The organism is Brooklawnia cerclae, assembly GCF_011758645.1.
Taxonomy (GTDB): domain Bacteria; phylum Actinomycetota; class Actinomycetes; order Propionibacteriales; family Propionibacteriaceae; genus Brooklawnia; species Brooklawnia cerclae.
The window spans coordinates 577,653-598,586 of sequence record NZ_JAAMOZ010000001.1; the positions used below are offsets into that span (position 1 = coordinate 577,653).

The 20,934-nt window shown below is 68.1% G+C and carries 19 protein-coding genes and 2 pseudogenes; 13 read left to right on the forward strand and 8 right to left on the reverse strand.

Annotation, left to right across the window (positions count from 1 at the left end):
* A complete protein-coding gene (locus tag FB473_RS02850; RefSeq protein ID WP_167164653.1) occupies positions 1 to 843 on the reverse strand; it encodes a formyltetrahydrofolate deformylase in 843 nt (280 codons plus the stop codon).
* Between the two features lie 64 nt (positions 844 to 907).
* Between FB473_RS02850 and FB473_RS02855 the strand changes: the two genes are divergently transcribed.
* The 4 genes from FB473_RS02855 to FB473_RS02870 all read left to right on the forward strand — a co-directional run bounded on the left by FB473_RS02855 (position 908) and on the right by FB473_RS02870 (position 6,229).
* On the forward strand, positions 908 to 2,119 hold the full coding sequence (locus tag FB473_RS02855; RefSeq protein WP_167164655.1) for an NADP-dependent isocitrate dehydrogenase: 1,212 nt from the start codon (positions 908 to 910) through the stop codon (positions 2,117 to 2,119).
* A gap of 61 nt (positions 2,120 to 2,180) precedes the next feature.
* A complete protein-coding gene (larA, locus tag FB473_RS02860) occupies positions 2,181 to 3,452 on the forward strand; it encodes a nickel-dependent lactate racemase (protein ID WP_167164657.1) in 1,272 nt (423 codons plus the stop codon).
* A 65-nt stretch (positions 3,453 to 3,517) separates the two neighbouring features.
* Positions 3,518 to 4,951, forward strand: a complete 1,434-nt coding sequence (locus FB473_RS02865; protein ID WP_167164659.1) for a hemolysin family protein — start codon at positions 3,518 to 3,520, stop codon at positions 4,949 to 4,951.
* 18 nt (positions 4,952 to 4,969) lie between these two features.
* A complete protein-coding gene (locus FB473_RS02870) occupies positions 4,970 to 6,229 on the forward strand; it encodes a phosphotransferase (RefSeq protein WP_167164661.1) in 1,260 nt (419 codons plus the stop codon).
* Between the two features lie 20 nt (positions 6,230 to 6,249).
* Here the strand turns inward: FB473_RS02870 and FB473_RS02875 are convergent, their stop codons facing one another.
* A complete protein-coding gene (locus tag FB473_RS02875) occupies positions 6,250 to 6,741 on the reverse strand; it encodes a nitrous oxide reductase accessory protein NosL (RefSeq protein ID WP_167164663.1) in 492 nt (163 codons plus the stop codon).
* Positions 6,742 to 6,810: 69 nt separating this feature from the next.
* A complete protein-coding gene (locus tag FB473_RS02880) occupies positions 6,811 to 8,124 on the reverse strand; it encodes a TrpB-like pyridoxal phosphate-dependent enzyme (protein WP_167164665.1) in 1,314 nt (437 codons plus the stop codon).
* 87 nt (positions 8,125 to 8,211) lie between these two features.
* Between FB473_RS02880 and FB473_RS02885 the strand changes: the two genes are divergently transcribed.
* Genes FB473_RS02885 through FB473_RS02895 form a run of 3 tightly spaced genes read left to right on the forward strand, consistent with a single transcriptional unit; the run spans position 8,212 to position 10,592 of the window.
* Positions 8,212 to 9,291 carry a BMP family lipoprotein gene (locus FB473_RS02885; RefSeq protein ID WP_167164667.1) on the forward strand — a complete coding sequence of 360 codons (1,080 nt, stop codon included), beginning with the start codon at positions 8,212 to 8,214 and terminating at the stop codon, positions 9,289 to 9,291.
* A 12-nt stretch (positions 9,292 to 9,303) separates the two neighbouring features.
* Positions 9,304 to 9,702 carry a cytidine deaminase gene (locus tag FB473_RS02890; RefSeq protein ID WP_167164669.1) on the forward strand — a complete coding sequence of 133 codons (399 nt, stop codon included), beginning with the start codon at positions 9,304 to 9,306 and terminating at the stop codon, positions 9,700 to 9,702.
* On the forward strand, positions 9,699 to 10,592 hold the full coding sequence (locus tag FB473_RS02895) for a ribonuclease HI family protein (RefSeq protein WP_167164671.1): 894 nt from the start codon (positions 9,699 to 9,701) through the stop codon (positions 10,590 to 10,592). Before FB473_RS02890 ends, FB473_RS02895 begins: the two co-directional genes overlap by 4 nt.
* A 224-nt stretch (positions 10,593 to 10,816) precedes the next feature.
* Here the strand turns inward: FB473_RS02895 and FB473_RS18180 are convergent.
* Positions 10,817 to 10,915, reverse strand: a pseudogene (locus FB473_RS18180) (ribbon-helix-helix protein, CopG family); the annotation flags it as partial.
* Positions 10,916 to 10,956: 41 nt separating this feature from the next.
* Positions 10,957 to 12,354 carry a hypothetical protein gene (locus tag FB473_RS02905; RefSeq protein ID WP_167164673.1) on the reverse strand — a complete coding sequence of 466 codons (1,398 nt, stop codon included), beginning with the start codon at positions 12,352 to 12,354 and terminating at the stop codon, positions 10,957 to 10,959.
* A 105-nt stretch (positions 12,355 to 12,459) separates the two neighbouring features.
* On the opposite strand from FB473_RS02905, the gene FB473_RS02910 reads away from it, so the two are divergent.
* Positions 12,460 to 12,996 carry a GNAT family N-acetyltransferase gene (locus tag FB473_RS02910; protein ID WP_167164675.1) on the forward strand — a complete coding sequence of 179 codons (537 nt, stop codon included), beginning with the start codon at positions 12,460 to 12,462 and terminating at the stop codon, positions 12,994 to 12,996.
* A gap of 5 nt (positions 12,997 to 13,001) precedes the next feature.
* Positions 13,002 to 14,792, forward strand: a complete 1,791-nt coding sequence (metG, locus tag FB473_RS02915; protein WP_167164677.1) for a methionine--tRNA ligase — start codon at positions 13,002 to 13,004, stop codon at positions 14,790 to 14,792.
* Positions 14,793 to 14,845: 53 nt separating this feature from the next.
* Here metG and nhaA read toward each other — a convergent pair.
* The 3 genes and pseudogenes from nhaA to FB473_RS02930 all read right to left on the reverse strand — a co-directional run.
* A pseudogene (gene nhaA / locus FB473_RS02920) lies at positions 14,846 to 16,039 on the reverse strand (Na+/H+ antiporter NhaA); the annotation flags it as partial.
* A gap of 118 nt (positions 16,040 to 16,157) precedes the next feature.
* A complete protein-coding gene (locus tag FB473_RS02925; RefSeq protein WP_167164679.1) occupies positions 16,158 to 17,072 on the reverse strand; it encodes a hypothetical protein in 915 nt (304 codons plus the stop codon).
* Positions 17,069 to 17,722: an RNA polymerase sigma factor gene (locus FB473_RS02930; protein ID WP_167164681.1), complete on the reverse strand. Its 654-nt coding sequence runs from the start codon at positions 17,720 to 17,722 to the stop codon at positions 17,069 to 17,071. The genes FB473_RS02925 and FB473_RS02930 overlap by 4 nt, the downstream gene beginning before the upstream one ends.
* Positions 17,723 to 17,813: 91 nt before the next feature.
* Between FB473_RS02930 and FB473_RS02935 the strand changes: the two genes are divergently transcribed.
* The 4 genes from FB473_RS02935 (at position 17,814) to FB473_RS02950 (ending at position 20,922) form a co-directional block, all read left to right on the forward strand.
* Positions 17,814 to 18,767 carry a Sir2 family NAD-dependent protein deacetylase gene (locus FB473_RS02935; RefSeq protein WP_341770010.1) on the forward strand — a complete coding sequence of 318 codons (954 nt, stop codon included), beginning with the start codon at positions 17,814 to 17,816 and terminating at the stop codon, positions 18,765 to 18,767.
* A gap of 237 nt (positions 18,768 to 19,004) precedes the next feature.
* The gene (locus FB473_RS02940) at positions 19,005 to 19,364 is read left to right on the forward strand and encodes a GntR family transcriptional regulator (protein ID WP_167168932.1); all 360 of its coding nucleotides are present in this window, start codon (positions 19,005 to 19,007) and stop codon (positions 19,362 to 19,364) included.
* Positions 19,361 to 20,116: an ABC transporter ATP-binding protein gene (locus tag FB473_RS02945; protein WP_167164683.1), complete on the forward strand. Its 756-nt coding sequence runs from the start codon at positions 19,361 to 19,363 to the stop codon at positions 20,114 to 20,116. Before FB473_RS02940 ends, FB473_RS02945 begins: the two co-directional genes overlap by 4 nt.
* Positions 20,101 to 20,922, forward strand: a complete 822-nt coding sequence (locus FB473_RS02950) for a hypothetical protein (protein WP_167164685.1) — start codon at positions 20,101 to 20,103, stop codon at positions 20,920 to 20,922. Before FB473_RS02945 ends, FB473_RS02950 begins: the two co-directional genes overlap by 16 nt.
* The last annotated feature ends 12 nt before the right edge of the window (positions 20,923 to 20,934 follow it).

Consider the following 20,934-nt stretch of genomic DNA (forward strand, 5'->3'; position numbering starts at 1 on the left):
CTAGTGGAAGATGACCGTGCGTATCCCGTCGAGGAAGATCCGCTTCTCGGCGAACAGGCGCACCGCGCTGGTCAGCGTGTCGGACTCCAGCCCCTGGCCGATGCTGGTCAGCTCGGCGACGGTCGCGGAGTGGTCGACGCGATGGACGTTCTGCTCGATGATCGGGCCCTCGTCCAGGTTGGAGGTGACGAAGTGGGCGGTGGCCCCGATCAGCTTCACGCCGCGCTCGTGGGCCTGGCGATAGGGGTTGGCGCCCTTGAAGCCCGGCAGGAAGCTGTGGTGGATGTTGATGACCCGCCCGGCGAGGTCGGTGCACAGTTCGGGCGACAGGATCTGCATGTAGCGCGCGAGCACCACCAGATCGATGCCGAGTTCGTCGACGGCCTGGCGGATCCGGTTCTCGAACGCCGGTTTCGAGTCGGGCAGCACCGCGTGGTGCTCGAAGGGAATGCCGTGGTAGTGCGCCAGGCGGCCGAGCTGCTCGTGATTGGACAGGATGAGGGGGATCTCGATGGGCAGGTCGCCGGCGCGGACGTGGAAGAGCAGGTCGTTGAGCGGGCCGGCCGCCTTGCTGACGAGAACCAGTGTGCGGGTGGGAACACCTGCCGGGACGACGGCCCACGTGGCGGCGAACCGGGTCGCGACCTGCGCGATCGCCGCCCGGAACTCCTCCGGGGCGGTGGGGACGTCGATCTCGACCCGCATGAAGAACCGCCCGGTGTCGGTCGAACTGAACTGCTGCAACTCGAGGATGTTGCCCTGACACGCGACGATGGCCCCGGTGACGGCGTGGACGATGCCGGCGGTGTCGTCACAACTGAACGTGAGGATCAACTGGTGCACCCGACGAGACTACCGGGATCGAGAAACGCACAGGTGATCGAGCCGTGCCGCTAGATTGGTCCGCATGATCAAGGTGGCTGGCAAGGTCGTCGAACTCGACGGCGACGAGATGACCCGGGTGATCTGGGCGTTCATCAAGCAGCGGCTCATCCTGCCGTACCTGGATGTCGATCTCGAGTACTACGACCTCGGCATCGAGAACCGCGATGCGACCGATGACCAGGTGACCGTCGACGCGGCCAACGCGATCAAGGAATACGGCGTCGGCGTCAAGTGCGCCACCATCACGCCGGACGAGGCCCGCGTCGCCGAGTTCGGTCTCAAGAAGATGTGGCGTTCGCCCAACGGGACGATCCGCAACATCCTCGGCGGCGTGATCTTCCGTGAGCCCATCGTCATCAGCAACGTCCCGCGGCTCGTCCCCGGTTGGAAGAAGCCCATCGTCGTCGGCCGACACGCGTTCGGTGACCAGTACCGGGCCACGGACTTCAAGGTTCCCGGCGCGGGCACGGTCACGCTCACCTTCACTCCGGAGGACGGATCGGAGCCGATGGAGTTCGAGGTCGTGAAGGTGCCCGAGGGGGGCGGCGTCGCGCTCGGCATGTACAACTTCCTCGACTCGATCCGTGACTTCGCGCGCGCGTCCCTGAGCTACGGGCTGCAGCGCGGCTACCCGGTGTACCTGTCGACGAAGAACACCATCCTCAAGGCCTACGACGGCGCCTTCAAGGACATCTTCGCGGCCGTCTACGAGCAGGAGTTCAAGGCCGACTTCGAGGCCGCCGGGATCACCTACGAGCACCGGCTGATCGACGACATGGTGGCGTCCGCTCTCAAGTGGGAGGGCGGCTACGTGTGGGCCTGCAAGAACTACGACGGCGACGTGCAGTCCGACACCGTCGCCCAGGGGTTCGGCTCGCTCGGGCTGATGACCTCGATCCTCATGACGCCGGACGGCCGGACCGTCGAGGCCGAGGCGGCTCATGGCACCGTCACCCGCCACTACCGCCAGTACCAGCAGGGCAAGGCCACGTCCACGAACCCGATCGCGTCCATCTTCGCCTGGACCGGCGGACTCAAGCACCGTGGCCGACTCGACCAGACCCCCGAGGTGGTCGGCTTCGCCGAGACCCTCGAGGACGTCTGCATCAGGACCGTCGAATCGGGCCGGATGACCAAGGACCTCGCGTTGCTGGTGGGCCCCGATCAGGGCTGGCTCACCACCGAGGAGTTCCTCGCGGCACTGGACGAAGGACTGTCGGCCCGCCTGGGTTAGGCTCCATGTCGAACACTCGTGAAGGCCGCAAAGACGCGCAACCGGGAGGAGCCCAGCAGCCATGCCCACAGTCACACTTCCCTACGGCAAGGATTCGATTCCCTACCAGATCCCCGATGACAGGTTCGCCGGGGAGCTCGTCTCCCATCTGAGGGAGTATCAGGCTCCCGCGTCGCAGGCCGACCTCGTAGCCGCCGCCCTCGCGAACCCGATCGGGAGCCCGCGGCTCTCCGAACTCGCGCGGGGCAAGAAGAACGTCGTGCTGATCGCCAGCGACCACACACGCCCGGTGCCGAGCAAGGTCATCGTCCCCCAGATGCTGGCCGAGATCCGTAGCCAGAACCCCGACGCGGACATCACGATCCTGATCGCCACGGGCTGTCACCGCGGCACGACGCGTGACGAACTCGTGGGCAAGTTCGGGCCGCAGATCGTCCAGGACGAGAAGATCGTCGTGCACGATTGTGACGAGTCGGAGATGACCCACGTCGGCCAGTTGCCCTCCGGCGGCGATCTCGTCGTCAACCGGATCGCTGTCGACGCCGACCTTCTCGTGGCCGAGGGATTCATCGAGCCGCACTTCTTCGCCGGCTACTCCGGCGGACGCAAGAGCGTCCTGCCCGGGGTTGCGTCCCGCACGACGGTGCTCTACAACCACAACGCGGCGTTCATCGCCAGCGACAAGGCCCGCACGGGGGTGCTCGACGGCAACCCGATTCATGCGGACATGCTCTACGCGGCCCGCACCGTGGGTCTCGCGTTCATCTGCAACGTGGTCATCAACGAGGACAAGGAAGTGGTGTACGCCGTCGCAGGCGACGCCGACGAAGCGCATCGCACGGGCTGCCGCTTCCTGGCGAGCAAGTGCCAGGTCGACGCGGCCGAGGCCGACATCGTCATCTCGACCAACGGCGGGTACCCGCTCGACCAGAACATCTACCAGGCCGTCAAGGGGATGACGGCGGCCGAGGCGTGCGTCCGCCCGGGAGGCGTGGTCGTCATGCTGGCCAAGTCCAACGACGGGCATGGCGGCGAGGAGTTCTACCGTACCTTCCGGGACGAGAAGGATCTCGGGCGCCTGACGAGCACGTTCCTGTCGACCCCGAAGGACGAGACGCGTGTGGACCAGTGGGAGTCGCAGATCCTCGCGCGTGTCCTGACGAAGGCGAGCGTCGTCTACGTGTCCGACGCGCCTGCGGAGATGGTGACCGACATGCACATGACTCCCGCTCACAGTGTCGAGGAGGGCGTGACGAAAGCCGAGCAGATCCTTCGCGATCAGCGGGCATCGATCGTCGCCATCCCCGACGGTGTCGCGGTGATGGTCGTCTGAGGCACGACTGGGGACGACCCGGATCAAGTAGAGTTACCCCGTGGCGGCGCAACTCGTGAGCACAGATGTCTGACCTACTGGTAAGCATTCTGGTCATCCTGGCCCTCTTCTTCGTCGGGGCGCTGTTCTCGGCGGCCGAGATGGCGCTGGTCACGCTCCGCGATTCGCAGATCGCCAGGCTTCAGGGCAAGGGCAAGCGAGGACGCGCCATAGCGGCCCTGACCGAGAACCCCAACCGGTTCCTGTCGGCGGTGCAGATCGGTGTGACCCTCGCGGGATTCCTGTCGTCCGCTTTTGGTAGCGACTCGCTGGCCGGGCGTTTCCTGGCGCCGTGGCTGGTCGACCGGGGGCTGGGTCAGGGACTGGCGTCCGTGCTCGCCGTGGTCATCGTCACGGCCGTGATCTCGTTCTTCTCCATCGTCTTGTCCGAGCTCACGGCCAAGCGCCTGGCGATGCAGCGTCCCGAGGAGTTCTCCTTGGCGCTCGCCCCGATGGTCAGCGCCATCGCCAAGGTCGCGACGCCGTTGATCTGGCTGCTCGACAAGTGCACCAACGTCATGGTGCGCGTGCTGGGCGGCGACCCCGAGGCGGGCAAGGAGGCCGTTACGGAGGACGAGCTGAGGTCGATGGTCGCCAACGCCGACATGCTCACCGACGAGGAGCGGCGCATCGTGGACGACGTTTTCGACGCCGGCGACCGTAGCCTGCGCGAGGTGATGGTGCCGCGCACCGAGGTGGAGTTCCTCGCTGGCGATATGCCTGTCTACAAGGCACTTCGCCTGGTGCAAGACAATCAGCACTCCCGGTACCCGGTCACCGACGGGTCTCCCGACCAGATCGTCGGGTTCCTGCACGTGCGCGACCTCATGGGCCTGGACACCGATGCCCGGCACGCGTTCGTCAAGCAGTTGGCTCGTCCCATCCTGAGCCTGCCCGAGACAGTCAAGGTGCTCCGGGCACTGGCCGAGATGCGCCGCAAGCATTCGCACATGGCGATCGTCCTCGACGAGTACGGTGGGACGGCGGGCATCGTCACGCTGGAGGACCTGATCGAGGAACTCATCGGCGACATCACCGACGAGTACGACGTGATCGACGACGATCAGCTCATGCATGAGGAACTGTCGGACGTCGAGGGGCTGATCAGCCTCGAGGACTTCGCCGACCGCACCGGGTATCAGGTGCCCGAGGGTCCCTACGACACTCTGGCGGGCTACTTCATGGCCCGCCTCGGCCGGGTGCCCGAGGTGGGGGACGTGGTCGAGGCGCATCTCGACCCGCCTGACCCCGACGACACCAGGCCCGGGATCGACGTGCTGATGCGCGTCGCCGAGATGGACGGCCGCCGCATCGCCTGGATCGGTATCAATCGGCTCGACCGCGGCCAGGGCGGTGAACCCCTGGACGACAATGATCGGGCCAGGCGTCAGGACCTGATGGTCCGCCGGCGTCTGGCGGAGGCCTCCCAGGCCGCGGACGAGGCAACGCCCGGCATCTGAGAAGGCGGTGGACCCCTGATGCGAGACGGCGGGGTGTGCGACGACGGCTGGGGTGTGCTCGGCTCCCCGAGCATGGGGCGCCTGCTGCAGGCCGTGCTCGCCGGCGACGGTGGACGCCTGGTCAGCTGGACGCTCGACCAGGTCGACCGGTTGCCGGGCGAGGCGACGACGGCGGCCTACCTCGTCCTCGCCGAGTGGCCGCTGCACGACGGGGGCACGCGAACCGACGAGGAACTCATCGGTGTGACGGCCCGCGCCGGTGGACCCGACGAGTCCGACCGGATCGCACGGGTCTTCACCGAACAGGGACGCGAGGTGGTGGCGTGGCGCTACCCCCATGACCCCGAGTTGCCGGGGTTGAGGACCGCGGCCTTCGCTAGTGCCGTGGCGGGGTTGCTGGTCGAGCGGCAGCTGGCGCCTCCCGACCTGGGTCGTGACGATGTGGTCCTGCAGATGGTGACGTATCGTCCCAGGCGCCGGGCGGTCGTCAGGGCCGACCTGCCGCGCTACGGCCTGACCTACTACCTCAAGGCGATGCGTCCCTCGCGGGTGACCATGACGCTGGAGCGGTACCGGATGCTGCGCGACCACGGCATCCCCGTGGCCGACATCGTCGCCACCACCTCCGACGCGGTCATCGTCATGCCGGCACTGCCTGGTAGGCCGCTCGCGTCCGCCCTGTTCGACCCGCAGCCGCCGGTGCACGGCCAGCAGATCGTCGACCTGCTGGACGCGCTCCCCGGGTCGATCCGCAGCCTTCCCAGGCGGCGGCCGTGGGCCGACCACGTGGCGCACTTCGCCGACGTCGCCGCTTCGGCCCTGCCCGGCGAGCGCCCGCGGCTGCAGTGGATGGTGCAGACGATCAGCAGTGGGCTCGCGGGCATCCCGCCGGGGGACGAGGCGATCCACGGCGACTTCTACGAGGCCCAGGTGTTCGTCGGTGACGGACGCATCACCGGGCTGCTCGACATCGACACGATCGGCCCGGGGCGCCGGGCGGATGACCTGGGCTGCCTGCTCGCGCACCTGTCCACCGTGCAGGGAATGGACGCGACCCAGGCCGACCGGTTGCGTCGGCTCATCGACGCCTGGCTCCCCGTGTTCGACCACCGGGTCGACCCGATCGAGCTACGCCTGCGGGCGGCCGCGGTGTCGATCTCGCTGGCCACCGGCCCGTTCCGCGGGCAGGAACGCGACTGGCCCGCCACCACCCGCCGGATCCTGGACGCCGCCGAGGGGTGGATCACCCAGGCGTCCAGGATGTCGCCGCTGAGGTAAGCGGCGGGCATCTCACCCTGTCAGTCAGGCGGGTCGGCAAGCAGCTGATCGAAGGAACGGGCTTCGCCGTGGCCGGACGCGGTGTACTGCCCGACGGCATCGGAGTCGGCGAAAGCCGCCACATGGGTGCTCATCGGGGTGTCGATGTCGGGGCTGACGACGTAGCCCGCGGATTCGGCGGACAGCCACGCCTGGGTCTCGAAGTCGGCGACGAACATGGCCTCGACCTGGCCGGCGTCCAGGTGCTGCTCGGAGTAGAACATGAACATCTCGCCGGTGTCGTCGAACTTCCAGACTTCGTCGGTGCCGACGATCTCGGCGGCGGACCGCAGGTCGGAGATGGGCATGCCGCAGCGCGAGCAGGTGTCGGACGAGGTGAACTCCACCAGTCCGTCGGGAGCCTGTTGTTCGCTGCCGCAACCGGACAGCATGCCCGCGGTGGCCACGGCCATCCCGAGCATGCCGCCCACGAATGTGCGGCGTCCGAGCTGGGCATTCAGGACGGCGGTCATGGGGTCAGCATAGGACAGGCTTTCCATACCCGACCGGCGGGTCGTCCGTGCCCCGGCTCGCGCATCGCCTCAGGCGTCCAGCATGTCCCCGCTCAGGTAGTCGGCGTAGGCGGGCAGATCGAGTTGACCGTTGCCGGACACCCCGATCAGGACGACCTGGCCGTCCCCGTCGTCCTCCGCGGTCGCGAGATAGTCGAGGGCGCCGGCGATCGCGTGGTTCGACTCGGACGCAGGGATGATTCCCTCGGCCCGCGCGAACGTGATGCCAGCGGCGAACGCCGCCCGCTGACGGATGGCGACCGCGTCCAGCAGGCCCTGGTCATAGGCGGCGCTGACAAGCGGTGCCATGCCGTGGAAGCGCAGGCCGCCCGCATGCACGGGATCGGGGACGAAGTCGGCACCCAGTGTGTACATCTTCAGCAGCGGCGTCAGGCCGGCGGTGTCACCGAAGTCGTAGCGGTACTCGCCCTGCGTCAGCGAGGGGGCCGCCGCCGGCTCACAGGCCGTGACGTGCACCTGGCCGCGTCCCTCGAGGTTCTCGTGGATGAACGGGAACGCGATGCCGGCCAGGTTGGAGCCACCACCCGCGCAGGCGAACAGCCGATCGGGCAGACGCTCGCCGGCGGCCTCCAACTGCGCCAGAGCCTCCTGACCGATCACCGTCTGGTGCAGGGCGACATGGTTGAGCACGCTGCCCAGCGAATAGTTGGCGTGCGGATCCTTGGCCGCCTCCTCGATTGCCTCGCTGATAGCCATGCCCAGCGAACCGGTGGTGTCGGGGAAGCGTTCGCGCAGGGAGCGTCCGGCCTCGGTGCGCTCCGACGGGCTGGGTGTCACCTGGGCGCCGAAGGTCTCCATCTGGATGTGGCGGTACGGCTTGGTCTCGTAGCTGGTGCGCACCTGGAAGACGTCGCAGGCCAGGCCGAAGACGCTGCAGGCGAACGACAGGGCCGCACCCCACTGCCCGGCCCCGGTCTCGGTGGTGAGGCGCTCGATGCCGGCCTGCTTGTTGTAGTACGCCTGAGCGACCGCCGAGTTGGTCTTGTGGCTGCCGACCGGGGACGCGCCCTCGTACTTGAAGTAGATGCGAGCCCGGGTGCCGACGGCCTGCTCGAGGCGGCGTGCGCGGTAAAGGGGAGAGGGACGCCACAGCTTGTAGATCTCGCGGACTGCCTCGGGGATGGGTACCCAGCGCTCCATGGTCATCTCCTGCTCGATCAGCGCGGGCGGGAAGATGGCGGCGAGGTCGGCGGGCTGGGCCGGCTGCTCGGTGGCCGGGTTCAGCGGCGGCGGAGGCGGGGTCGGCAGGTCGGGGGCCAGGTTGTACCAACGGGTCGGGATCTGGTCCTCCGACAACACGATCTTCGTGCGGTCATCACTCATGGGATTGAGGGTAACGGGTTCTGCGCGGGACTCGCCGGGGCGCATCAAGGACTGAGCAGGGGTGAATCACGTAGATTTGACCGCGCCATGAACAAGCCATTCGCCGTGTTTGCCGCCGGGCTGCTGGCGATCGCGCTCGCCGGCTGCGCCGAGCCGCCCGCGTCCGTCCGATCCTCCACGCCGACGCCCACATCGACCGCGTCCGCGTACTACAAGGCCTGCCTGGTCACCGACGCCGACACCGCCGAGGGATCGCCCGCACAGGAGGGTGTCGCGGGGCTCACCAGGGCCTCGTCCGAGTTGGGTGTCGACACCGATCAGGTGACCGTGGCGACCTCGGCCGACTACGCGACAGCGATCCAGGGACTGGTCGACGAGTCGTGCACGCTGGTCGTCGGGGTCGGGTCGTCGGCGACGGAAGCCGTCCAGGCCGCTGCCAAGGCCAACACCGGGGTGCGGTTCGTGCTGGTCGACGCGACGCCCACGGAATCGCTGTCGAACCTTCGTCCCGTGCTGTTCAACACCCAGGAGTCGGCGTTCCTCGCCGGCTACCTCGCGGCCTCGCAGTCGTCCACGGGCAAGGTAGGCACGTTCGGGGCTCTGAACGTGGCGACGGTGACGATATACATGGACGGTTTCGTCCAGGGCGTCGACTACTACAACCAGACCAAGCAGGCGCAGGTCGAGGCCCTCGGCTGGGACGTGACCGATCAGAGCGGGACGTTCGTCCACTCGGCCACCTCGCCGTGGGACGACACCGCGGCCGGCCTGACCGCCGCGCAGTCCCTCACCGACGAGGGAGCGGACGTCGTCTTCGCGGTCGCCGGAGCGGCCGGGACGGGAGCGCTGGAACTGGCGGCGCAGACCGGGGGCGTTCGGGTGATCTGGTCGGACACCGACGGTTGCCAGACGCAGGCGGCCTCGTGTGCCCAGATCCTGACCTCGGTGGTCAAGGACCGTGAGGCGAGCGTGTTCGAGGCGATCAAGGCCGACCACGACGGCAGCGGCGCGTCCGGTGTGCTGGCGGGGACGCTGCGCAACGGCGGGACGCATCTGTCCGATCTGGCCGACGACGTGCCCGCCGAGACCCGCACCGAGTTGGACGCTGTCTCACAGGGCATCATCGACGGCACGATCACGGTCACGTCACCCTCCGCGGTGAACTGACACACTGTGTGCATGGGGTCGATCGACTGGGACGAGTTGCGCCGTGTCGCGCTCGAGATGACCGAGCGCGCCTATGTGCCGTACTCGAACTACGCGGTGGGGGCGGCGGGACTGGTCAGCGACGGGCGGATCGTCCGCGGCTGCAACGTGGAGAACGCGTCGTACGGGTTGACGCTATGTGCTGAATGCGGGCTGGTGAGCGACCTGATCGCCGGAGGTGGGGGTGAGCTTGTCGCGTTCTGCTGCGTCGACGGCGCGGGTCGGGTGATCATGCCGTGCGGCCGGTGCAGGCAGCTCCTGTGGGAGCACGGGGGACGCGAACTCCAGGTCGAGACACCCGGCGGCGTCCGGACGATGGAGGCCGTACTGCCCCAGGCATTCGACGCCGACGACCTGGCGGGGATGCGATGATCCTCGCCGCGGCGGACGGGTCGTCCCTGTCGAACCCGGGGCCTGCCGGGTGGGCCTGGTACATCGACGACGATCGCTGGGCGGCCGGAGGATGGCCGAGCGGGACGAACAACATGGGCGAGCTGAAGGCCGTGCTCGACCTGCTGGAGCAGACCGCCGTGGCGGCCGACGAGCCGCTGAAGATCCTGTGTGACAGCCAGTACGTGATCAACTCGGTGACCAGGTGGATGCCGTCCTGGAAACGCAAGGGGTGGAAGAAGGCCGACGGGAAGCCGGTGCTGAACCAGGACCTCCTCAAGGCCATCGACGCGGCGCTCACAGGCCGCGACGTGAGCTTCGAATGGGTCAAGGGGCATGCTGGGCACCGCATGAACGAGGCCGCCGACGTGCGCGCCCGTGCCGTCGCCACCGCTTATCAGAAGGGGACGACGCCCGATCTGGGGCCAGGGTTCTCGCGGCGCCCCGGGGACGCGGCGGCGCCGCGGACCCCGGAGCCCGCCGCAACGGCGCAACCCGCCCCCGCGTCCGGCACGTCGCGGGTGGACGCGGACCTCGCGCTGGTCGTCGACCTGGAGAAGGCGCTGCTGACCGACGCGGTGCGAACCGATCCGGGTCGGCTGCGCCAACTGCTGCATCCCGAGTTCACCGAGTTCGGCGCGTCCGGGCGCATCTGGACGCGCAACCGGCTGCTGGCCGAGACCGGCCCGCTGCCCGTCCGGCTGGCGTTCGAGCCGATCGGCACCGAGCGGCTCGCGGACGACGTCATCCTGCTTCGCTGGCGGGCCGTGGGCGCACACGGCACCTGGCTTCGCAGCTCGGTGTGGCAGCGCGTCGAGGGTTCCTGGCGCTGCCGCTTCGCCCAGGGGACGCCGGTTCCGCCGGAGCGGTAGTCCGCGTTCACAACTGGAGATAGAGTCGCAGCGCTGCGCTGAGTTGCGCCATCAGGTCTTGCGGAACGTGGCCGATCGTAGGCCCGATCCGTGCCAGGCCCGTCATCGCCGAGCCCATCGGCGGTGGCGGCCTCCCACGCACCGGCATCACTGGACGCTTCCCATTCCTGCCAGGCAGAGGCGTAGGCGCTCTCCAGATCGGGATCGTCCAGCAGTCTGATCGCCTGCTGGATCGCGGCCGACCGCGACTCCAGACCCGTTCTCCGGGCGTATCGGTCCAGGGCGGCGACGTCGCTTTCCGAGAGGCTCACACTCAGCTTCATGGGGGATAACGCTACCCAGGTATTACCGAAGTACGACCGCTTCAGGCGTAGGTGGCGCACCGCCCGGTGACGCGAATGTCGCCGACGCCGTCGGTGAACCCCACGTGGGCCAGGTCGATGGTTCCGCGATCGCCCCCGCCCGTGTACCACTCGCCGTGCATCTTGTCGGCGACGCCGGCGACCAGCCCGCTGGCGGTCCAGGCGTCCACGATCTGTTCGGCCACCTGCTCGTTCGCCTGGGTGATCTCCAGGAAATCGACGTTGTCGGTGGCTGTGTCGAGGTCACGGGTGGTGAACATGCCGGTCAGGGTGACCAGCGTCCCGCTGGTGCCGGAGGTGTCGGTGCACGGCGCCTCGGTGACTGCCAGCGGACTCGGCCACAGGAGTTCGGGGCCCCCGGTCTGTTCGGCGATGCGCTGCAGCCCGGACATGTCGTCGCGAACCGCGGCGGCGGGGACGGCCGGAGCCAGGGATGTGGGCGCGGAGGTGGCCGGGGTGGTCGGAATTTCGGTCCCCGAGGATCGCGATGACGGCTCGGTGGGCGATGACGATGGGCTGGTCAGCGCGTGGGCGCGTGCCACAGCGTCGGCGGGCGGCTTCGGGTCGGACACCAGGGCGGCCGCGACCAAGCCGAGGAGGAGGACGGCGGTGACGACGCCGGCGGCTTGCTGATGGGGAATGCGCACGTCATGGTCGCGTCCGTGCCAGTAGAGCGCCATCAACCCGAGCAGGAGCGTCAGCGTCAGCCCGCAGACCAGCGCCGGCCCGGTCCACAGGGGCACCCAGGGATCTGCGACATCCCCGCTCAAACACCAGGCTTGTGGGGGAAATGACGTCTGGGCGTAGACGGCCTGCCATCCGGGATCGTCGGACTGGGATGCACATGTCGCGTCACCGTCGGAGATCAGGCCTGTGCTGACCCGCAGGACCACCGCGCCGATCCATGTGCAGATGGCCGCCAGCGCGAACCCCAGGCCCCACCATGCGGCGATCCGGCCCGCGGGCGACAGGCGTAGGTCGGTGCCGTCCCGGCGACGGGCCAGCAGCACGGCGCCCACCCCGACGACGGCCACCCATGCCGCAGATGCCAGCGTCCACCCGATACGATGCCACGCCAACGTGTACGTCAATGCGGCGACCGCGCCTGCCAGCCCGAAGCCACCGAGAACGGCCGCACAACGCGCAGGTCTGGTGGGTGCGCCCACGATCCCGCTCGCGGCGAGCCCTGCCAGGCCGGACAGCGCCACAACGAGCGGGAGCCAGACCGGCGCGGACACGAGGGTCACCCAGAAACCTCCGGCGAGCCCAGTACCGAAGTCGGGATCGTGGTCGGTCGCGCTGATCACCGTGCCGAGGATGATCAGGGAGACGCAGGCGAGCGCGGGGCCGAGCCAGAGTGCCTGACCGACGACTCGCAATGCTGGGGTGCGCGAACTCACATGTCCCATCATCGTCACCCACGGCGCATGACGGCATCCCTCCGCGGTCTCGTGGGAGGCACGACACGCGGGGACCGGGGGCGGAGCCGACGATAGGATGCCGAAGTGACCTCGCAAGCCTCCACCGAGCCGGAAGTGACTCTCGATGCGGGGCCCGAATGCGTCGACGAGGCGTGTGAGGTGATGCACAGGGCGTTCGCCGAGTACTCGCTGAAGGGAAGACCATCGGGGGCCCTCGTCGAGGACGCCCGCTCCCTGAGGGCCGAGATGGCCGACGGGACGCACCTGGCGGTCGTCCGCGTCGACGGACGCATGACGGCGATGGTCAAGTATCACCGGACGGCCGACGGAGCCTTGTACTTCGGGCGTCTGGGAGTGCTCCCCGAGGCGCGCGGGCAGGGACTGGCCGGTCTCCTCGTGCGTGAGCTGAGGGTGAGGTCGCGGGACGAGGGGACGCGCGGGCTGACCTGTTGCGTCCGCGCGAACGAGCCCGGCAACATCGCGCTCTACGAGCACCTCGGCATGCGGATCGTCGGCCGAACCGATCGTCCGAGCCTGACCGGCGCCGTCATCCCGGTCGTCCACATGAGCGACCTCCCCATGACTGGCGTCGCACTCGCAGAGGTGCCGCCCCTAGACTGAGCCATATGTGCGCTCACATCCTGGCTACCGCTGCCTGGCCGTACGCCAACGGCCCCCGTCACATCGGTCACGTCTCCGGTTTCGGCGTGCCCTCTGACGTCTTCGCGCGGTACATGCGAATGCGGGGGCACGAGGTGCTGCTGGTCAGCGGGTCGGACGAGCACGGCACCGCGATCCAGGTGAAGGCGGAGGCCGAGGGGCTCACGCCGCAGGAGGCCGCCGACAAGTACCACGGCATCATCGTCGAGGACCTCCAGGGCCTGGGGCTGTCGTACGACCTCTACACGCGGACGACGACCCGCAACCACGAGGCGGTCACCCAGGAACTGTTCAAGACCCTCTACGACAACGGGTACATCGTCCTCGAGACGCTCATGGGCGCGATCTCGCCGTCCACCGGTCGCACGCTGCCCGACCGCTACATCGAGGGCACCTGCCCGTTCTGCAAGTTCGAGTACGCCCGCGGTGACCAGTGCGACAACTGCGGACGCCAGCTCGACCCGATCGACCTGATCAACCCGCATTCGCGGATCAACGGCGAGGCCCCGGAGTTCCGCGAGACCCAGCACTTCTTCCTCGATCTGCCGGCCCTGGCCGACCAACTGATGGAATGGCTCAACACGCGGGTCGACTGGCGTCCCAACGTGCTGAACTTCAGCTTCAACTACGCCAAGGAACTCAAGCCGCGCGCGATCACCCGCGACCTCGACTGGGGCATCCGCATCCCGCTCGAGGGCTGGCGCGACGAGGACATGAAGCGCATCTACGTGTGGTTCGATGCCGTCACCGGCTACCTGTCGGCGTCCATCGAGTGGGCGATCCGCTCCGGCGACCCCGATGCATGGCGGTCGTGGTGGAACGACGAGGACGCCCGCTGCTACATGTTCATGGGCAAGGACAACATCGTCTTCCACTCGGTGATCTGGCCCTCGATGCTGCTGGGCGCCAACGGGGAGGGCAGCCGCGGCGGTGAGCGGAGTTCCTGGTTCGGCAAGCTCGACCTGCCCACCGAGGTGGTGTCGTCCGAGTTCCTGACGATGAAGGGATCGAAGGTCGACACCTCGCACGGCCACGTCATCTACGTGCGCGACTTCCTGCGCGAGTTCGGCCCCGACGCCCTGCGCTACTACATCGCGGTGGCCGGCCCCGAGGCTCGCGACACCGACTTCACGTGGGACGAGTTCGTGCGCCGCAACAACACCGAGCTCGCCAACGAATGGGGCAACCTCGTGAACCGGTCGGTCTCGATGGCCAACCGGAACAACGGGGCCGTCCCGCCCGCCCACGAACTCAGCACGGCCGACGAGGAACTGCTCGCGTCCAGCCGCGCGGCGTTCGACACCGTCGGCGGACTGCTGGAGCAGCGCAAGTTCAAGGCGGCCATCACCGAGGCGATGCGGGTGGTGAGTCTGGCCAACCAGTACCTGTCGCAGATGGAACCCTGGAAGCTCAAGGACGACACCGATCGCCGCGACACCGTGCTGCATGTGGCGCTCCAGGTCGTCTCGGACGCGAACACCCTGCTCACCCCGTTCCTGCCGCACTCGGCGCAGAAGGTGTACGAGCTGTTGGGTGGCGAGGGAACATGGGCTGCCCAGCCCGAGATCAAGGTCGTGGACGAGGGCGAGGGCACCGCGTCCTATCCGATCCTCACCGGCGACTACGCCTCGGAGCACGCCCGCTGGGAATCGCGCCCGATCGCGGTCGGCACCCCGCTCGCCAAGCCGACACCTCTGTTCCGCAAGCTGGACGAGTCGCTGGGTGAGACCGGCCCCGAGTGGGCGCCGCTCGCCTGAGCCTGCGCACCGAGCTGGTGATAGTGGCGGTCACGGGGCACCAGGATCGCGGACGAGACCACCGCGGCCAGTAGGGACGCGGTGAGGATTCCCACCTTGCCGGCGTCGTCGGTCGGGCTGCCCTGGCCGAAGCTCAGTTCGGACACGAGCAGCGAGACCGTGAAGCCGATGCCCCCGACCGCGCCGAGCCCGGCGATGTCGACCCATGCGAGTTGCGGGTCGATGTGCACGCCCCGGAACCTCGTGACGAGGAAGGTCGTGCCGGTGATGCCGATCAGCTTGCCCACGACGAGCCCCGCGACGATCCCGAGGGCGATGGGCGAGCCCAGGGTGGACGTCAGCCCTGACCAGCCGCCGATCGCGACCCCGGCCGAGAAGAACGCGAAGAGCGGCACGCACACCCCGGACGACAGCGGGCGCAGGTGGTGCTCCAGCAGATGCGCGAGGCCGTCCTCGCGGCTGTCGCGTCCTCGCGGGTGGACGGGCACGGTGAAGGCCAGCGCGACCCCGGCGATCGTGGCGTGGACGCCCGAGTTGAGCAGCAGCGCCCAGGCCACGACCCCGATGGGCAGGAGCACCGCCCAGGGGGCCCAGCGGTGCCGGCGGAAGAACCGTTCGAACACGGTGACCACGATCCCGTACACCACGACGGGGACCACGGTGGCCAGCAGGTGGCCGACATCGAGGTCCGAGGTGTAGAAGACGGCGATGATCGCGATGGCGATGAGGTCGTCCACGATCGCCAGCGTGAGCAGGAACGTGCGCATCGCGCCCGGCAGGTGCGAGCCGATGACCGCGAGCACGGCCAGCGCGAAGGCGATGTCCGTGGCCGTCGGGATCGCCCAGCCCCGCAACGCGTCCGGATCGGCGAGGTTGGTCAGCGCGAAGATGATCGCGGGCACTGTCACCCCGCCGAAAGCTGCGGCGACCGGGACGACGGCCCTGCCCGGGTGGCGCAGGTCGCCGGCGACGAACTCCTGCTTCAGTTCCAGCCCCGCAAGGAAGAAGAAGACCGCGAGCAGGCCGTCCGCCGCCCAATGGCCGATGGACAGGTCGAGATCGAGCCCCGCGACGGTGCCGCCGAGGTGATGCCCCCGAACGCCGAGGTAGGCCTCGGAAAGGGGAGAGTTCGCGCAGATCAGGGCCAGTGCGGTGGCGAGGAGCAGGAGGGCGCCGTCCACCCTGTCGGTGCGCAGGAATTCGAGGGGGCTTGTGCGGGCGGTAGCAGCCATACTGGTCTCCAACATCGACGAGATGAACGCGGCGACCCCGCCGCGTGCTGACCAGACTTCCCAGCCCACCACACTGCTTGTGGGCAGACACTCTAGGGGACGGTTGGCGTGACGCCTAATTCTCACGTCCTGGTCAGGAGATCTGGACGCTTTGCGCGATCTCGACCAATCGGTTCGCTTCGAAACCCTGGTCGGCCAGAATGGTGAATCCCTTCCCGTTCGATGTCGTCCCCGCGATGGTCCAGGCACCGCTCCCCATCGCGCTGCGACCCAACTCGGCAGGATTTCCCTGCACCGTGGTCTCCACGACATCGCTGAAGCTCGGGGCGTCCAGTTCGGATGTCTCGGCCATGACCGTGAGTTCTTCGCCACTGCTGGCGGCGTAGGTGGTGACGTCGGTCTTCCAGGTGATTGGCTGCCAGCCCTCGGGCAGAACAGTCAGCGCGGGACTGATCGCGACGGGGTTCTCGCTGGTGGAGGCTGCGATCGGCAACAACTCGTCGGGGCCAAATCCTTCGCGGCCGTTGAGGCTCGCGATCTTCCCGGTGGACAACGTCCAACGCACTACCGGTACCTGGTCGTAGCTGTTCTGGCCGATCACGAAGTCGCGGTCGCCGACGGTGACGGTACGCGCGTCGATAAGTGGCTCGGCCGTAGTAGCCACGAAGAGTGCGAGGTCGCGGCCCTCGGCCCGGTAGAAGACAGCCTCCCAGTCACTGTCCTTGTTGAACGTCGGGTTCGGAAACTCGGCTGGCAGGGCTTCGATTGTGAGCGGGAATGTCGGAGCTTCAGCCTGTATCAGCGGGGCTGCGGTGGCGGGGATGCTCGTACCCATCTGGAAAGTCGCCAGTACGCAGGTGATCACGGTCAGGAAGGCCAGCATCGGCAGGGCGACACGCCAGGCCGGCCGCCGTCTGGCCGATGCCTGGGATGCTCCCGGTTGCCGCATCTCGTCGAGCAGTGCCGACAGGGCTGCATCCTCGACTGACTTGGTGAGGGCGGGGCCTTGTGGGCCGTATTCGCGGAGTATCTCGACGTCGTCGATCATGATTCGTCCTTTGTGGCAAAAGGGATCAGCCCCCGGCTCGGGGCGAGGGGTGATGGTTCGTCCGTTGGCATGGCACCGGAAATCACGATGCCGGACAGGTGGCTTCGCATGAGGGTACGGGCACGATGAAGTCGTGAGCGGACGGTGCCGAGGGGAATGTCGAGAGCCTCGGCGATATCGGCGTAGGACATGTCCGCCCACGCTGTCATCAGCAGCACGTCACGATCGCGTGAATGCAGATCGGCCAACCCGGTCGCGATAGCTCGGCGTGCCGCACTCGCATCGATCCGGGCGTCCGATCGTTCCAGAGCGTCGACGTCGTCAGCGGAAACGACGGCGAGGCGAGCCAGTGCTCGGTATCGCGCGGTCTCGGCACGGGCGCGGCGCGCGAGAAGGTTGGAGGCGATTCCGAACAGCCATGGGCGTGCGGAACTCGCGTCCGGGTCGAAGGTGTGCCGCTTGCGGAAGGCAATCAGGAAGACCTCGCCCAACAGATCGTCGGCCACAGATCCCGCACGCCTGCCCAGGTAGCCATGGACGACCGACGAGTGGCGCTCGAAGATGATCGCGAATTGCTCGGGGTCGTCCAGTGAGTCCCGGATGACGGCCGCGTCGCTCGCTTCCGGGATATCTCGGTACGGGTTGGTCATACCCCTGTTTCGCGTTCGACCTCAGTGTGGTTCACGGGTGAGCTCAAGACAATCAAGCGCTTCGGCGTGAGGTCAGCATAATCTGGAAGCCGTGCCGACCACAGTCAGCCCTCATCCCTCCCTTCCCGGTGAACCTGTCTCGCAGGGGGCCACGCCATCGAACCCGCGCCACTCCAGCCACCGCGCGACGAGCCAGTGGCAGCCCAGCACCCATGTGAAGGGCACCGTGGACGACGCCCGGCGCGTCCTGGAACGGGCCGGCACGGCGGTGTTGCTGACGGGTGCGGGCATGTCGACCGACTCGGGGGTTCCCGACTACCGCGGCCCGTCGGCGGTGCGCGCCACCCCCATGCTGTATTCGGAGTTCGTCGGCGATCCGATGGCCCGCAAGCGGTACTGGGCGCGCAACTACCAGGGCTGGGCGCATCTGCATCGCGCCGAACCGAACGCGGGGCATCTCGCGGTGGCCGCCTGGGAGCGTCTCGGTATACCCACGGCGCTCACTGGGGTGATCACCCAGAACGTCGACGGGTTGCACGAGGAGGCCGGCACCCGGCGCCTCATCACGCTGCACGGCCGGTCGGCCGATGTCGTCTGCCTGAGCTGCGGGCGACTTTTCTCGCGGACTGCTCTGCAGACCAGGCTCGCGGAGGCCAACCCGGAGGTTCCGCTCGCCGAGTTCCTCGGGCACGCCGAGCTTCGTCCCGACGCGGACGCCGAGGTCACCGACTGGCAGCAGTTCGTCGTCCCCGACTGCGAGGTGTGTGGGGGAGTGTTGAAGCCCGACGTGGTCTTCTTCGGCGAGACGGTGCCCAAGCATCGGGTCACAGCCGCCATGAGCTGGTGTGATGCCGCTGATGCCCTTGTGGTGGCCGGATCGAGCCTGACGGTGATGTCGGGGTTGCGTTTCGTGCGGCACATCGCCAAGCGTGGACGGCCCGTCGTGATCGTCAATCATGGGGCGACGCGTGCGGACGATCTCGCCACCGTGCGGCTGGACGACTCGGTCGCCGACGTGCTGACGGCGCTGTCCGGCGTCGCCTGAGGGCCGGGCCGGCCACCTCTACTCGGCCGGGCGTGACACAGTTCCTTCAAATCTGTCGCACGTATCTCGATAGGGTGCTCTGACAAGGAAAGATGTCTGGACGAGTGCGGCGCGCGGCGAATTTCGAGGAACTGAGTCACGCCGGCTCACGATGACTCGTCACCTGTGGGGTTGCCGCGCCGAGGTAACTGCTACTGTATTAAGCACTTAGTACAGCAATACGGGGCGGGCAGGGTGATGGACTTCGACGCATCGGTGCCGATCTGGCTTCAGCTGGTGGCCGAGTTCCGCCGACGCATCGCCGCCGGCGAGTGGGCACAGGACTCCCGGATCGCCGGCGTCCGGGAGCTCGCGGTCGATCTCGGGGTGAACCCGAACACCGTCCAGCGCGCGCTGGCCGAACTGGAACGCGACGGGTTGTGCCGTTCCGAGCGCACCAGCGGCCGGTTCGTCACCGCAGATCCCGCGTTGATCGACGATCTGCGCCGGGACATGGCTGCCCAGGCGGCCGATGCCTTCGTCCACGCCGGACGCGGCGTCGGCCTGACGCTGGCCCAGGCCCAGAACCTCCTCGAGGAAAGGTGGACCTCCGCATGACCACGCCAATCGTCCAGCCCGCTCAAGGGCAACCGGAGGCGCGGCCCGGTCCCGCCGTCCGGGTCAGCGGGCTGACCAAGAACTACGGCTCGATCCGCGCCCTCGACGGGCTCGACCTCGCCCTGGCCCCCGGCCAGGTCGTCGGCCTGCTCGGCGAGAACGGCTGCGGCAAGACGACCCTGCTGAAGATCCTGGCCGGGGTGATGGCCGACCACAAGGGGGAGGTGTGGATCGCGGGGCATCGTCCCGGGCCGGCTTCGAAGGCGCACGTCTCGTTTCTCCCGGACGCCGGCTTCCTGAACGACGACGACCGCATCAGCGACTGTGTCGAGTTGTTCGGCGACTTCTTCGCCGACTTCAACGAGCCGCGGGCCCGCGAACTCATCGACTTCTTCGGCCTGAGCACCGACCGGAGACTGCGCGAGTTGAGCAAGGGGATGCGCGAGAAGGTGCAGATCGCGCTCGCGATGGGCCGTGACGCCCGGGTCTTCCTGCTGGACGAGCCGATCAGCGGAGTCGATCCGGCGGCCCGCCAGGTGATCCTGGACGGCATCGTCCGCGGTATCACCGAGGACTCGCTGGTGCTGATCTCCACTCACCTGATCCACGACCTCGAACCGATCCTCGATTCGATCGTGATGATGCGTCATGGACGCGTCCTGCTCGCCGGGCAGGTCGACGACCTGCGCGCCGAGCACCACTGCAGCATCGACGCACTCTTCCGGGAGGTCTACTCATGGTCGGCACACTGATCAAGCACGAATGGAAGCGCACCCGCAACATGCTCGCGGTCGTCTTCGGCGGCGTGACGGGCGTGGTGGGACTCGCAGGGCTGGCCACGTGGTTCTCGGTGCCCGTACTCAACCAGGTGAGCCTCCTGGTCATGGTGGTGGCGATCGTCGGTCTCGTCCTGGGAACGCAGGCCCTCATGGTCACGGACTACTGGAGGTCGTCGTATGCGAAGACCGGTTACTTCACCCAGACCCTGCCGATCAAGGGCTCGACGATCTATGCCGTGAAGATGGCCTGGGGCAGCCTCGTGGCGATCGTGGCGTTCCTGTGGGCCGGTGCGCTGGGGGCCGCGGCCGTCGTGATGACCGCACCCACACGGGGCCTGGACGCCGCCGATGCGTGGGGAACCGTCACCGATATGTGGTCGGCGCTCACCGGGGCCCTGGGCACCGGGCTGGCGGTCGCCGCCGTCGCCCTGGTCGTGCTGCAGCCCGCGCTGTACCTGGTCCAGTTCTTCTTCGCGGTGTCGTTCGGGCTCGAGGGGCGGTTCGGCCGGATGGGGGCCGGTGGCCCGGTGATCACCTACGCGGCGCTCTACATGGTGGCGCAGGTCGTGTACCTCATCGGGATGTTCGCCGTGCCCTTGGTGGTGCAGGTCGAGAACGGGCAGGTGCGCGTCATCCGGGAGAGCCTCCTGCGGCTGATGGCCGAGGGGCAGGACCCCAATGGCCTACCGCTGGGCCTGATCCCACCGCTGCTGATCATTCCCGTCGCGCTGGTGTGGCGCACCGCGATCTCCTGGAGCTCCAAGATCTCGCTGCGCTGAGCGAGTTCCCGG

Excerpts from the sequence above, each read along its gene's own strand:
- FB473_RS02855 (WP_167164655.1), top strand. The coding sequence starts at position 908 with ATGATCAAGGTGGCTGGCAAGGTCGTCGAACTCGACGGCGACGAGATG.
- larA (WP_167164657.1), top strand. The coding sequence starts at position 2,181 with ATGCCCACAGTCACACTTCCCTACGGCAAGGATTCGATTCCCTACCAG.
- FB473_RS02865 (WP_167164659.1), top strand. The coding sequence starts at position 3,518 with ATGTCTGACCTACTGGTAAGCATTCTGGTCATCCTGGCCCTCTTCTTC.
- FB473_RS02870 (WP_167164661.1), top strand. The coding sequence starts at position 4,970 with ATGCGAGACGGCGGGGTGTGCGACGACGGCTGGGGTGTGCTCGGCTCC.
- FB473_RS02875 (WP_167164663.1), bottom strand. The coding sequence starts at position 6,741 with ATGACCGCCGTCCTGAATGCCCAGCTCGGACGCCGCACATTCGTGGGC.
- FB473_RS02880 (WP_167164665.1), bottom strand. The coding sequence starts at position 8,124 with ATGAGTGATGACCGCACGAAGATCGTGTTGTCGGAGGACCAGATCCCG.
- FB473_RS02885 (WP_167164667.1), top strand. The coding sequence starts at position 8,212 with ATGAACAAGCCATTCGCCGTGTTTGCCGCCGGGCTGCTGGCGATCGCG.
- FB473_RS02890 (WP_167164669.1), top strand. The coding sequence starts at position 9,304 with ATGGGGTCGATCGACTGGGACGAGTTGCGCCGTGTCGCGCTCGAGATG.
- FB473_RS02895 (WP_167164671.1), top strand. The coding sequence starts at position 9,699 with ATGATCCTCGCCGCGGCGGACGGGTCGTCCCTGTCGAACCCGGGGCCT.
- metG (WP_167164677.1), top strand. The coding sequence starts at position 13,002 with ATGTGCGCTCACATCCTGGCTACCGCTGCCTGGCCGTACGCCAACGGC.
- FB473_RS02925 (WP_167164679.1), bottom strand. The coding sequence starts at position 17,072 with ATGATCGACGACGTCGAGATACTCCGCGAATACGGCCCACAAGGCCCC.
- FB473_RS02930 (WP_167164681.1), bottom strand. The coding sequence starts at position 17,722 with ATGACCAACCCGTACCGAGATATCCCGGAAGCGAGCGACGCGGCCGTC.
- FB473_RS02940 (WP_167168932.1), top strand. The coding sequence starts at position 19,005 with ATGGACTTCGACGCATCGGTGCCGATCTGGCTTCAGCTGGTGGCCGAG.
- FB473_RS02945 (WP_167164683.1), top strand. The coding sequence starts at position 19,361 with ATGACCACGCCAATCGTCCAGCCCGCTCAAGGGCAACCGGAGGCGCGG.
- FB473_RS02950 (WP_167164685.1), top strand. The coding sequence starts at position 20,101 with ATGGTCGGCACACTGATCAAGCACGAATGGAAGCGCACCCGCAACATG.